This window comes from Knoellia locipacati (assembly GCF_007992835.1).
Taxonomy (GTDB): Bacteria; Actinomycetota; Actinomycetes; order Actinomycetales; family Dermatophilaceae; genus Knoellia; species Knoellia locipacati.
Genome location: NZ_BKBA01000003.1, coordinates 209,421 through 221,608, shown reverse-complemented (window position 1 = coordinate 221,608; position 12,188 = coordinate 209,421). Strand labels below are relative to the sequence as shown.

Annotated in this window: 10 protein-coding genes; 6 read left to right on the top strand and 4 right to left on the bottom strand. The window is 70.9% G+C overall.

Going from position 1 to position 12,188, the window contains the following annotated elements; translation table 11 throughout:
- Window positions 1-33 precede the first annotated feature (33 nt).
- The gene (locus tag KLO01_RS02525; protein WP_147061976.1) at window positions 34-1,749 is read right to left on the bottom strand and encodes an HNH endonuclease signature motif containing protein; all 1,716 of its coding nucleotides are present in this window, start codon (window positions 1,747-1,749) and stop codon (window positions 34-36) included.
- Window positions 1,750-2,018: 269 nt separating this feature from the next.
- Between KLO01_RS02525 and KLO01_RS02520 the strand changes: the two genes are divergently transcribed.
- Together KLO01_RS02520 and KLO01_RS02515 are read left to right on the top strand one after the other, a co-directional pair.
- On the top strand, window positions 2,019-2,363 hold the full coding sequence (locus tag KLO01_RS02520; protein ID WP_147061975.1) for a PadR family transcriptional regulator: 345 nt from the start codon (window positions 2,019-2,021) through the stop codon (window positions 2,361-2,363).
- Window positions 2,364-2,425: 62 nt separating this feature from the next.
- A complete protein-coding gene (locus KLO01_RS02515) occupies window positions 2,426-3,034 on the top strand; it encodes a hypothetical protein (protein WP_147061974.1) in 609 nt (202 codons plus the stop codon).
- Between the two features lie 39 nt (window positions 3,035-3,073).
- On the opposite strand, the gene KLO01_RS02510 is transcribed toward KLO01_RS02515, so the two are convergent.
- Entirely contained in the window at window positions 3,074-3,652 is a 579-nt protein-coding gene (locus tag KLO01_RS02510) for a TMEM165/GDT1 family protein (RefSeq protein ID WP_147061973.1), read from the bottom strand.
- Between the two features lie 301 nt (window positions 3,653-3,953).
- Between KLO01_RS02510 and pcrA the strand changes: the two genes are divergently transcribed.
- A complete protein-coding gene (gene pcrA, locus KLO01_RS02505) occupies window positions 3,954-6,443 on the top strand; it encodes a DNA helicase PcrA (protein ID WP_147061972.1) in 2,490 nt (829 codons plus the stop codon).
- 137 nt (window positions 6,444-6,580) lie between these two features.
- On the opposite strand, the gene KLO01_RS02500 is transcribed toward pcrA, so the two are convergent.
- Window positions 6,581-7,279, bottom strand: coding sequence for a M23 family metallopeptidase (locus KLO01_RS02500; protein WP_147061971.1), 699 nt, complete (start codon window positions 7,277-7,279; stop codon window positions 6,581-6,583).
- Between the two features lie 246 nt (window positions 7,280-7,525).
- Complete coding sequence (locus KLO01_RS02495; protein WP_246136018.1) at window positions 7,526-8,524, bottom strand: esterase/lipase family protein; 999 nt, start codon at window positions 8,522-8,524, stop codon at window positions 7,526-7,528.
- A gap of 170 nt (window positions 8,525-8,694) precedes the next feature.
- On the opposite strand from KLO01_RS02495, the gene sucC reads away from it, so the two are divergent.
- The 3 genes from sucC (at window position 8,695) to KLO01_RS02480 (ending at window position 12,185) form a co-directional block, all read left to right on the top strand.
- The gene (gene sucC / locus KLO01_RS02490) at window positions 8,695-9,867 is read left to right on the top strand and encodes an ADP-forming succinate--CoA ligase subunit beta (protein ID WP_147061970.1); all 1,173 of its coding nucleotides are present in this window, start codon (window positions 8,695-8,697) and stop codon (window positions 9,865-9,867) included.
- Between the two features lie 39 nt (window positions 9,868-9,906).
- Complete coding sequence (gene sucD, locus KLO01_RS02485) at window positions 9,907-10,788, top strand: succinate--CoA ligase subunit alpha (protein WP_147061969.1); 882 nt, start codon at window positions 9,907-9,909, stop codon at window positions 10,786-10,788.
- A gap of 149 nt (window positions 10,789-10,937) precedes the next feature.
- Window positions 10,938-12,185, top strand: a complete 1,248-nt coding sequence (locus tag KLO01_RS02480; protein ID WP_147061968.1) for a cell division protein PerM — start codon at window positions 10,938-10,940, stop codon at window positions 12,183-12,185.
- Window positions 12,186-12,188: the final 3 nt, after the last annotated feature.

The following is a 12,188-nucleotide window of genomic DNA, read 5'->3' as shown; positions in this document are numbered from 1 at the left end:
CCGATCCGGGGCCCTCTGGGCCGCGTTCGGTGCTCAGAAGGGGATCGCCTCAGGGTCGGCTGTCGACCGGTACGGGCGGTGGCGTCGGTGCGCCAGGTCGAGGACGAGGGTGTGGTGGCGTCCGGTGGTGGGGTGGGTCAGGTGTCCGGGGGCGGTGTCGATGCGCGGTGGGGGTCCGCAGATGAGGCGTCCTCGGGCGTCCCAGACCTTCGGGTGGGCTCGGGGTTCCAGGGGGATGGCTTCGTGCTCGAGGAGGGCGGCGAGCTCGTCCTCGAACGTGGAGGGCGGCGGCACGTGCGGTCCGGGAGTGGGTGCGGGCGTGCTGGAGCGTGTGGCGGTGGCGAGGTGGAGGTGGTCCACGGGCCACGTGGTGCTCTCGTGCCCGGTGGGGTCGCGCCAGGTGACGGTGCGGTCGGGGTGCAGGCGCAGGGTCCAGCCGGTTCGTTGCTTGATGCGGTGGTGGTGTCGGCACAGGGCGATGAGGTTGGCCGCGCTGGTGGGTCCGAGCGGCCAGGGTCGGACGTGGTCGAGGTCGCAGAGGCGGGCGGGGGTGGAGCAGCCGGGGAAGCGGCAGGATCCGTCGCGCAGCCGCACGAGCCGGGCCATCGCGGCGGGGATCCGGTAGGCCTCGCTGGCGTCTTCACCGGCCCGATTGCTGCGTCGGGTGCGGCCGGAGGCGAGGGAGGCGGGTACGTCGCCGGACAGCAGCGCGCCGGTGTCGGGGTCGCACACGAGCCCGCTGTCCTGGTCGAGTGCACTGTCTGCGGCGGCGAGGGCGTCGTCGACCCAGGCGCGACGCACGAACGTCGTGCCGGGCGCGCCGAGGCCGCCGACCTCCATCAGTCCGTCGGCACAGGAGGGGGCCGCCGGACCAGGGTCTTCGTCGCTGCCAAATGCGCTGCCCGCGTTGGCGTCGGTGCTGTTGCCCGACGTGGCGCTGGTCGCCGGGGCGGCCTCGTCGGTGGCGGCGCGGGTGGTGTGGACGACGACGGACACGTCGCTGTGGTCCAGGACGAGCTCCATGAGCGCATCGGCACGGGCGATCTCGAGAGTGGGAGCGGACCCCTCACGGACCTTGCGTCGGGCGAGCTCGGTGACCGCGGCCCACGCGGCCCGCGACTGCTCGACGAGGAACTCCCCACGCCACGCGTCGGTGCCGTGGCTGCCCACCCGCCGGGTCAGCCCTCGGCGGGAACGTTCGTCCTCGGCGTGCGCAGCCACGGCGTCGGGGTCCACGATCGCCGCAGCCCGCGCCAGGAGCCGGCGCAGCGGTCCGACGGTCAGCTCACTCCAGCGGGGAGCGACCAGCCCGATGACCGCGGCAGCCGACTCTGCTGTCAGGAACTCGGTCTCCTCGGTCACGGCCGCGGCCCGCTGCTCGTCGAGGTCCCCGCACGCCATCGCATCCACCACTGCGGGGGTGCGGGTCAGCTGGTCGATCGCCTGGCTCACCCGCCGGGTGGCGACGTGCACCGAGACCCCCATCCGTGGTGCCGCGAGCTCGGGAGCGTCCATCCGCTGGTGACCGACCCCGTGGTGGACCTCGACCGTGGTGCCGTCCTCGAGCAGGTGCGGCTCACGCGCCGACAGGTGCGCCAACGCCACCGCCTGCCGCGCCGACGCCGCGTCCTTCTCCCGCTGCGCGTCCTCGATGACCTCGAGCAGCTCCTGCGTGCTCAGCCCCGCCACCTCGGCGAGCAGCACGGCATACCGGCCCTCGTGGGCGGCAGACGCGGAGGTGGCTTCCATGAACCGATCTTACTCGAACACGCGTTCGATGGCAAGCCTTTGGCACGCGAATCCCGTTCTGCTGCAGGCGAAATCGAAGTGAGGTGGCGGTGGCCGCGGCGCGGCCGAACTCCGTGACGGGCGCAAGGCTGCAGAACTAGTTGACATTCCTAACTAGGTTGCAGAACCATCTAGCCATGGCGCTCCTGGGGCTGATCCGCGCGGCGGGGGCAGCGCCCACCGACACATCGACACATCGACACATCGAGCTGGATCGGAGCCGACCCGACATGGGCCGTCGCAACGTACGTGAGGACAGGCAGAGCCAGTGGCTCAAGGGCGTCCTCGACCTGGCCGTGCTCGCGGCCCTGTCGCGGGAGACGTCGGCCTACGGCTACACCCTCATGGCGTCGCTCGCCGACCTCGGGTTCGACGGGATCAAGGGCGGCACGATCTACCCGCTCCTCGGTCGGCTCGAGGACGACGGGCTCGTTAAGAGCGAGTGGGTGACGGGTGAGGCGGGGCCGCCGCGCAAGTACTTCTGGCTCACCGCCGCCGGTCGTGCGGAGCTCGACGCCGGCCGCGACGGATGGCACACCTTCTCGACGTCGATGACCAAGGCACTGGAGGGGTGACGATGTCGACATCGCAGTGGCACTACAGCAGAGCCCTCGCGGAACAGCTCCGCATCAACGGGGTGAGTGAGTCGAAGGTGCGCGAGATCGTCGCGCAGGTCGAGTCGCATGTCGGTTCGACGGGTGAGGATCCGGTCGACGCCTTCGGGCAGCCCGTCGCGTATGCCGCTCAGTGGCAGCCGTTGTCACCGTTGTGGTGGGTGCGGCGAGTTGGCGTGGCGGGCGTCGTGAGCGTCGGGGTCTTCTGTGTCGTCATGGCGGTCGTCAAGGGTGGTCCGTGGACCGCTGCCGTCACGATCGACCGCAGCGATGTCGTCACCCTCGCGACCCTGTTCGTCCTCCTCGCGATCCTGCCGTGGACGAGCGAGCTCTGGCTGAGTCGCCGGCGCGGAGCCAACCTCGGAGAGAGCCACCCGCCGTCCGACTGGCCGGTTCGCATCGCGTCATCGGCGGTCGCCATCCTCGGTGTCACGGCCTTCGCCTGGCTCAGCGATGGTTCCGAGTCCACGATCCTGCAGGTCACTCGGTGGCACCTGGTTGTCGTCGGTCTGATCGGAATGAGCCTCATGTTCCGGGCCCCGGCTCACCCCGGCGACCCTGCCCGTCCGGTCGACGCCCCATGGGCGCCACACCGCACGTGGCGAACTCGGCTGCGCCGGCTCCTGCCCTGAGCCCGGACCAGGGGGCGGAGCCGGCGCCACCGAACAGCGTCAGCGCGAGGTGATGCCCTCGATGATGAGGATGACGCCGAACACGACGAACGCGATCGTCGCGCCGTACTTGATCGCCTTCTCGGGCAGCTTCTTGCCGAGCAGGGCGCCGGCGCCGATGGCGAGCGCGTCGGCGAGGACCATGCCGAGCGTGCTGCCGATCCACGTGCCGAACCAGCCCTCCTGGGTGGCGAGGGTGATCGTGGCGAGCATCGTCTTGTCGCCGAGCTCGGCGAGGAAGAACGCCACACCGACGGCGAGCACGGCCGCGCCGGTGCTGCGACGGGCCTTGTCGGCCTCGTCCTCGGTGAGCTCGTCCCCGCGCAGCGTCCACGCCGCGAACGCGAGGAACGCGACACCGGCGACGATCGAGATGAGCCACTGGTAGCTCGAGAAGCTCGTCCCCACCCACGCCCCGATGCCGACGGAGAGCAGGTGGACGATCGCGGTGGCGGCGGTGATGCCGATGAGCACCTGTTTGACGGTGTAGCGGGTGGCGAACGTCATCGCCATGAGCTGGCTCTTGTCACCCAGCTCCGCCACGAAAATCACGACGGTGCTCAGCAGGAATGCGTACATGGGGGTCTCGGTCTCCTTGTCGCCCGGCCGAGGATCCCCGGGGGGACGTCCCTTCGACCAGGCACGTCCGGTCAAAGGGTCGTGGTACTGGTCGAAAGTCTCGTCCGCCACCTCGAGGTGGCCCACCGCACCGGACCCGGAGGTCAGTATGTCGACGCGGTTGTTGGGGACTACTCCCTTTCGCACCTCGAGCATAACGGCGCCGCCGGCGCATCCGAAAATCGTCCGTATGCCGGCCGCCCACCCGAGCGCCCGAGACGGGTCGGCGCTGTGGGCGCCACGACGTAGGGTTGGACGCGAGATGAGCACCCTTTTCGACGGCATGGACTTCGGTCACTCCGACTCCGCCAAGGACCCGCAGACCGCCCCCTCGACCGACCCCGCCACGCACGACAGCGCGCACGCCGCCCTGGTCAACGCGGCCGGTGTCCCGTCGTGGGCGGTCTCCGACGCCGCCGGCGAACAGGCTGCACCCGCGCCCTCCTGGGGCGGACGCACGCACGACCCCGACGAGCTGCTCGAAGGCCTCAACGAGGAGCAGCGCGAGGCCGTCCTGCACGCCGGCAGCCCGCTGCTCATCATCGCCGGCGCCGGCTCGGGCAAGACCCGGGTCCTCACCCACCGCATCGCCTACCTCCTGGCGGCACGCGGTGTTCAGCCCGGTCAGGTCCTCGCCATCACCTTCACCAACAAGGCCGCGGCCGAGATGCGCGAGCGCGTCGCCGACCTCGTCGGCCCGCGTGCCAAGGCCATGTGGGTCATGACCTTCCACAGCGCGTGCGTGCGGATCCTGCGCCGCGAGGCCGACAAGGTCGGCATGAAGTCGACCTTCTCGATCTACGACGCCGCCGACAGCCAGCGCCTCATGTCGATGGTCATCCGTGACATGGACCTCGACCCCAAGCGCTACAACCCCCGCACCTTCAGCCACCAGGTCTCCAACCTCAAGAACGAGCTCGTCGACGAGGAGACGTATGCCGCCCGCGTGGGTTCCGAGCCCAGCGCCGAGAACCCGGGTGGCACCCACACCGAGCGGCTCCTCGCGGAGGCCTACACGGCATACCAACGTCGTCTACGGCAGGCGAACGCGCTCGACTTCGACGACATCATCATGCTCACGGTCCACATGTTCCAGGCGTTCCCGGACGTGGCCGAGCACTACCGACGGCGGTTCCGGCACGTCATGGTCGACGAGTACCAGGACACCAACCACGCGCAGTACCAGCTGATCCGTGAGCTCGTCGGGCACGAGGGCAAGCGGTCCGAGCACGCCGTCGAGCCGAGCGAGCTCGTCGTCGTCGGTGACGCCGACCAGTCGATCTATGCCTTCCGGGGCGCGACGATCCGCAACATCGTCGAGTTCGAGGAGGACTACCCGGACGCGCGCACGATCCTGCTCGAGCGCAACTACCGCTCGACCCAGACGATCCTCACCGCCGCCAACGCGGTGATCTCGCGCAACGAGTCGCGGCGCAAGAAGAACCTCTGGACCGACTCCGGTGCGGGTGCCTCGATCATCGGCTATGTCGGCGACAACGAGCACGACGAGGCGTCGTTCGTCGCGCGCAGCATCGACAGGCTCGGCGACGAGCACGGCACCAAGCCCGGTGACGTCGCGGTGTTCTACCGCACCAACGCGCAGTCGCGTGCCCTCGAGGAGGTCTTCGTCCGGGTCGGCCTGCCCTACAAGGTCGTCGGCGGCACCCGGTTCTACGAGCGGCGCGAGGTCAAGGACGCGCTCGCCTACCTGCGCGTGCTCTCCAACCCCGCGGACACGGTCAACCTGCGTCGCATCCTCAACGTGCCCAAGCGCGGCATCGGGGACCGCGCCGAGGCGGTCGTGGCCGCTCTCGCCGAGCGCGAGCGGATCTCGTTCGTCGAGGCGCTGGGTCGCCCGGAGGATGCACCCGGCATCGCCACCCGCTCGGTGACGTCGATCAAGGCCTTCACCGCGCTGCTCGAGGACCTCGGCAAAGTCCGTGACGACGACGAGGCCGGGGTGTCCGACCTGCTCGAGGCGATCGTCGAGAAGTCCGGCTACCTCGCCGAGCTCCGCGCCAGCCACGACCCGCAGGACGAGACCCGGATCGAGAACCTCGCCGAGCTCGTCGCCGTCGCCCGCGAGTTCGACGAGGCCCGGGCCGAGACCGGCGAGGTCAACAGCCTCGAGGACTTCCTCGAGCGCGTCTCGCTCGTCGCCGACGCCGACGAGATCCCCGACTCCGCCGAGGCCGAGGAGCAGGGCGTCGTCACGCTCATGACGCTGCACACCGCCAAGGGCCTCGAGTTCCCCGTCGTCTTCCTCACCGGCATGGAGGACGGCACCTTCCCGCACCTGCGTTCGCTCGGCGACCCCAAGGAGCTCGAGGAGGAGCGGCGGCTCGCCTACGTCGGCATCACCCGCGCCCGCGAGCGGCTCCACCTCTCGCGCGCGGCGGTGCGGTCGGCCTGGGGCGCGCCCCAGTACAACCCGCCCAGCCGGTTCCTCGACGAGATCCCCACCGAGCTCCTCACCTGGGAGCGCGAGCTCAGCGGTGCCGCGGCGATCGGCCACCGCGGTCAGCGCCCGGCCGTCGCCTCGCTCGCCGCCCGCCCCGGCGTCCGCTCACCGGGCAACCGCCCGATCATCCCGCTCTCGGCCGGCGACAAGGTCACCCACGACGCGTTCGGGCTCGGCTCCGTCGTGCGCACGATGGGGGAGGGCGACAAGACGCAGGCCGAGGTCGACTTCGGTGGCGACACCGGCGTCAAGCGCTTCCTCCTGCGGTTCGCACCGCTCGAGAAGCTCTGACCTCGCTCGAGAAGCTCTGAGCCGCTAAGCGGGCGCTGACCCGCGCGGCCCGGACACGGCATACGCGAAGGAACGCCGAAGGGCGGCACCCGAGGTGGGTGCCGCCCTTTGTGACGGTGTCGTGCCGGAGCCTCAGCTCACTGCAGGCCCTTGGCGCGCAGCCACGGGGCGGGGTTGACCGCGCCGCCGCCGTTCGGGTGGATCTCGAGGTGCAGGTGCGGGCCGGTCGAGCGACCGGTGTTGCCGCTGCGGCCGACGATGTCACCGGGCATGACCGTCTCGCCGACGTGCGCCGAGAAGCTGTCCATGTGCGCGTAGTAGGACTCGGTGCCGTCCCAGTACTTGATCCGGACGAGGTTGCCCATGTTGCCGTGGCGGCCGACGAAGGTGACCTCGCCGCGCGACATGGCGCGCAGGGGAGTGCCGACGGCGGTGCCGAAGTCGTTGCCGTAGTGCATCCGGCCCCAGCGCATGCCGTAGCCCGACGTGAACTGGGCGCCCGCGATGGGGCTGACCCAGCGCTTGCCCTCGCGCTCGGCCTTCGCCTCGGCGACGGCGAGCGCGGCAGCCTTGGCCTTGGCGGCAGCGGCGACACGGGCGTTGTTGCGGGCGACGCGCTTCTTCTCCGTGGCGCGGCCCTGGAGGGCGGCGGTCTGGATCGCGATCTGCTGGCGACGCGTCGAGAGGTCGGCCTGCTCGGCGACCTCCGTGGCGGCCTGGTCACGCGCCGTCTGCGCCTGGGCAGCGGTCAGGTCCAGGGTCAGCGGAGCGGACTCGGCGACGGAGGCACCGGTGGCCGTGACGACGAGCGCCGCGGCAGCGGCGCTGGGCAACACGAAGCCCGGGTGCAGGGCGCGCGGGACTCGACTTGTCGCAGGTTTGCGATGCCGGCCACGGTGGCGCCCCTCATAGGGGGTACTCAAGGCAGGGATACCTCACGTGCAGGGGACACGGGAGCGTCAACCGTACCGTGACCTGACCGTTATCCAAACCCGAGTGTGGAAAATCGGTGGAAGGGGGTAGGTCGCGCGAGGCCGTTTCCCCCGTCTCACCTCGGTGTTCACCTCACGGTGTGACGCACGTCACTTTTGTGAGGACGCCGTATGCCGTCCGCCCACCTCGCGTGTCGCGGGCCTCGAGCCGTGGCCCTGGCGGCCGCGGGGAGCAAGCGGGGTGACGCCCGGCGTGACCGTCGCGCCCTCGGGGTCGAGCTCGGCGAGGGCCGTCGAGATCCCGTGGACGACGTCGCCGACGATCGCGAGCGAGATGTGCCCGACGCCGTGCAGGCGGATGTTGCGCACGGACAGGTCGGGGTGACGCAGCGCGCCGCTGCTCTGCGGGACGATGACGAGGTCGCTGTCGGACCAGTAGCAGATGAAGCGCGTCGTGCAGCCGGGCGCGGGCTCGTCGAGCTCGCGGATGAGGCCGCTGCCCGGGCGCATCTGGCCGATGAGCCGCGTGGGGGCGGCGTACGCGGCATACGTGCCCTGGTGGGGCGTGCCGAGCGTGACGAGGGTGTGGACGCGCTCGTCGCCGCCGAGACGGGTGACGTAGTAGCGCGCGATGAGGCCGCCGAGGCTGTGGCCGACGATGTGGATCTTCTCGTAGCCGGTCTCGGCGACGATCGCCTCGATCTCCTCGCCGAGCTGGGCCGCGGCGGTGCGCACGTCGGCGGTGAACGGCGAGTAGTTCATGGCATAGATCGAGCCGAAGCCGCGACGGGTCAGTCCGCGACGCAGCAGCGTGAAGATCGAGCGGTTGTCGATGAGGCCGTGCACGAGCAGGATCGGCGTCCCCGCCGCCTCGACGTTGGAGATGAGCAGGCCGCGCTGCACCGGGGCGAGGTGCTCGATCCGGTAGGGGTGGCGGCCGTCGGCGCGCTCCTGGAAGATCCCGAGCGGGTAGGTCGCGAGGTGCGTACTCATCCAGGCCGTCTCGATGGCCATCCCGACCATGGCCCGCGGGGTGAGCAGCGGGCCGAGGCCGCGGGCGGCCGCCGAGGCGCTGCCCAGGGCGCGACGGGCGCGACCCATCGCTGACGTCCGCGGCTCCGCGGGCTGCATCCACATCGAGGCATCCATGGTTTCCTCACCGTATAGCGCCGTCGGCGGCCGTGCGGTTGTCGTGAGGATCACGGTTTGTCACGTGTCCGGATCGAGACCCGTGGACGAGGCCACCCCCGTCACGGCGCTAGTCTCGTCCCGGACAAACCAGTGGTCACCCAATGACACGTGAGGACGGGAACGAATCCGTGGACCTTTTCGAGTACCAGGCACGAGATGTGTTCGAGAAGCACGGTGTACCCGTGCTGGCAGGCGCGGTGGCCACCACCGCCGCGGAGGCCCGAGCGGCCGCCGAGACCATCGGGGCCAAGAGCGGCGGCGTCACCGTCGTCAAGGCCCAGGTCAAGACGGGCGGGCGTGGCAAGGCCGGCGGCGTCAAGGTGGCCAAGTCGGCTGACGAGGCCGAGCAGCTCGCCGGCGACATCCTCGGCATGGACATCAAGGGCCACACGGTCCACCAGGTGATGATCGCCCAGGGCGCGCAGATCGACGAGGAGTACTACTTCTCCGTCCTGCTCGACCGGACCAACCGCACCTACCTTGCGATGTGCAGCAAGGAGGGCGGCATGGAGATCGAGCAGCTCGCCGTCGAGCGTCCCGAGGCCCTCGCCCGGGTCGCCGTCGACCCCAACGTCGGCATCGACACCGCCAAGGCGCAGGAGATCGTCGACGAGGCCGGCTTCGACGCCGAGACCGGCGCCAAGATCGTGCCCGTCCTCGAGAAGCTGTGGCTCGTCTACCGCGACGAGGACGCGACGCTCGTCGAGGTCAACCCGCTCGTGCGGACCAACGACGGCGACATCGTCGCGCTCGACGGCAAGGTCACCCTCGACGAGAACGCGGAGTTCCGTCACGAGGACCACGCGGCGCTCGAGGACAAGGCCGCGGCCGACCCGCTCGAGGCCAAGGCCAAGGCCAAGGGCCTCAACTACGTCAAGCTCGACGGCCAGGTCGGCATCATCGGCAACGGCGCGGGGCTCGTCATGAGCACGCTCGACGTCGTCGCCTACGCCGGCGAGAAGGACGGCGTGAAGCCCGCGAACTTCCTCGACATCGGTGGCGGCGCCAACGCGCAGGTCATGGCCGACGGCCTCGACGTCATCCTCGGCGACGAGCAGGTCCGCGCCGTCTTCGTCAACGTCTTCGGTGGCATCACCGCCTGTGACGAGGTCGCCAACGGCATCAAGGGTGCGCTCGAGATCCTCGGCGACCACGCCACCAAGCCCCTCGTCGTCCGCCTCGACGGCAACAACGTCGACCAGGGCCGGGCCATCCTCAACGAGCTGGACCACCCGCTCGTGACCCAGGTCGACACGATGGACGGCGCCGCGGCCAAGGCCGCCGAGCTGGCCGCCAACTGACCGCCCGACGGCTGACGAACTTCAAGGAAGCGCACACACATGTCTATCTACCTCAACGCTGACAGCAAGATCATCGTCCAGGGCATGACCGGCGGCATGGGCTCCAAGCACACCGCCCTCATGCTCGACGCCGGCTCCAACATCGTCGGTGGCGTCAACGCCCGCAAGGCCGGCACCACCGCCGAGATCGGCGGCAAGGAGCTGCCCGTCTTCGGGTCCGTCAAGGAGGCCATGGAGGCCACCGGCGCCAACGTCTCCGTCGCCTTCGTCCCGCCGCAGTTCGCCAAGGACGCCGCGATCGAGGCCATCGACGCCGAGATCCCGCTGCTCGTGGTCATCACCGAGGGCATCCCGGTCAAGGACACCGCCGAGTTCTTCAACTACTCGATCGGCAAGAAGACCCGGATCATCGGCCCGAACTGCCCCGGCATCATCACGCCGGAGGAGTCGCTCGCCGGCATCACGCCGCACACCATCGCGGGCAAGGGCCCGATCGGCCTCGTCTCGAAGTCCGGCACCCTGACCTACCAGATGATGTACGAGCTGCGTGACTACGGCTTCACGACGGCCATCGGCATCGGCGGCGACCCGATCATCGGCACGACGCACATCGACGCCCTCGAGGCGTTCGAGGCCGACCCCGAGACCAAGGCGATCGTCATGATCGGCGAGATCGGTGGCGACGCCGAGGAGCGTGCCGCGGCCTACATCAAGGAGCACGTCACGAAGCCGGTCGTCGGCTACGTCGCCGGCTTCACCGCCCCCGAGGGCAAGACCATGGGCCACGCCGGCGCCATCGTCTCCGGCTCCTCCGGCACCGCGCAGGCCAAGAAGGAGGCCCTCGAGGCCGCCGGCGTCAAGGTCGGCAAGACGCCGTCCGAGACCGCCGACCTCATGCGCGAGATCATGCGGAGCCTCTGACCCAGAGCCTCGCAGCGCACCGCGAGCGGGCGGCATACCGAGAAGTCCTTCGGTATGCCGCCCGCTCGCGTTCCCCGGTCCGCTCGCGATCGCGTCCCTCGGCGTGTGCGCCGGGGAGCGGCGGGCCGTTCGGGGGAGACTGGGGCGCGATGACGGTTCTGGAGATGCTTCGTGGTGCGCGCCCCTCGGCGGACGAGGTGGGTGGCGCCCCGTCGCAGCGTCCCTCGTGGCTGCCCGGACCGGTGCGGGACGTCCTCGTCGGTGTCGCCACCGGCGTCCTCTCGCTCCTGCTCGTGGTCGTCCCCACCGTGCTGGGCTGGTTGCTCGACCCGCGCCCCGGCGCCTCGCTGGCCGAGCCCCTCGGGGCCGGCTCGTCGCTGTGGCTGCTCGTCCAGGGCGCCCACCTCGGTGCCGGCGCGACCAAGGTCGCCTTCGTCCCGCTCGCCCTCGGCGCTCTCGTGGTCTGGCTCGCCTCCCGCGGTGCCGGCCGGGCCCTCGAGACCTCCGACGTCGACGACGAGTTCCTCGGCGACCTGCTTCCTCGCTCGGTCACGGCCGTCGCCGCCCGCTGGTGGCTCGGGTATGCCGTCACCGTCGGTCTCGCCTCGGCCCTCACCCTCGTGGGGTCGCTCCCGCTGCGCTGGCTCAGCCTGCCCGTGCCCGTCCTCGTCGTCCCTGCGCTGGCCCTCGTGCTGGCGGTGCGGCGGCTCAGCCGTGGGGCCGACGTGCTCGGGCCCCGGTTCGACGTCCTCGTGCCGCCCGAGACCGCCCGCCGCGCGGCCGGGCCGGCCGTCCGGGGGCTGGCCATGCTGCTCGGACTCGCGACCCTGACCGTCCTCGCCGCCGTGTTCGTGCGCTGGGACGCGGTCTCCGGCCTCCAGGGCGAGATCGGTGCCGGGTTCCTCGGTGGTCTCCTCCTCACCGGCGCACAGGCCGCCGCCCTGCCCAACCTCGCCCTCTGGGTCGTCGCCCTGCTGGCGGGGCCGGGCTTCTCGGTCGTCGACGGCGCGCACACCTCGCTCGCCGGGTCGGCCAGCGGGCTCATGCCGCTCGTGCCGGTGCTCGGCGCCATGCCCGGGCCGGGTCCGTGGCCGTGGTTCGCGCGCCTCCTCGTCCTCGTGCCGGTCCTCGTCGGGGCCTACGTCGGTCGGCGCTCGCTCAACGCCGTGGCCCGGCTGTCGTCGCTGCGCACCAAGGCGTCGGTGGCGGTCCTCGCCTGCGTGGTCGTCGCCGTCGTCATCGGGCTGCTCGACGGTCTGGGCGGTGGGTCCCTCGGGGCCTACCGGCTCTCGGACATCGGGGCGCACGCGCTCAGCACGGCGGTCGCCGTCGGCGGCGAGCTCCTCGTCGGTGCCCTCGCCGTGGTGGCGTGGGACGCCTGGCGCCTGCGCCGCTGAGCC

Bases quoted from the DNA above. Each gene is read 5' to 3' on its own strand.
- KLO01_RS02525 (WP_147061976.1), bottom strand. From the start codon at position 1,749: ATGGAAGCCACCTCCGCGTCTGCCGCCCACGAGGGCCGGTATGCCGTG.
- KLO01_RS02520 (WP_147061975.1), top strand. From the start codon at position 2,019: ATGGGCCGTCGCAACGTACGTGAGGACAGGCAGAGCCAGTGGCTCAAG.
- KLO01_RS02510 (WP_147061973.1), bottom strand. From the start codon at position 3,652: ATGTACGCATTCCTGCTGAGCACCGTCGTGATTTTCGTGGCGGAGCTG.
- pcrA (WP_147061972.1), top strand. From the start codon at position 3,954: ATGAGCACCCTTTTCGACGGCATGGACTTCGGTCACTCCGACTCCGCC.
- KLO01_RS02495 (WP_246136018.1), bottom strand. From the start codon at position 8,524: ATGGATGCCTCGATGTGGATGCAGCCCGCGGAGCCGCGGACGTCAGCG.
- sucD (WP_147061969.1), top strand. From the start codon at position 9,907: ATGTCTATCTACCTCAACGCTGACAGCAAGATCATCGTCCAGGGCATG.
- KLO01_RS02480 (WP_147061968.1), top strand. From the start codon at position 10,938: ATGACGGTTCTGGAGATGCTTCGTGGTGCGCGCCCCTCGGCGGACGAG.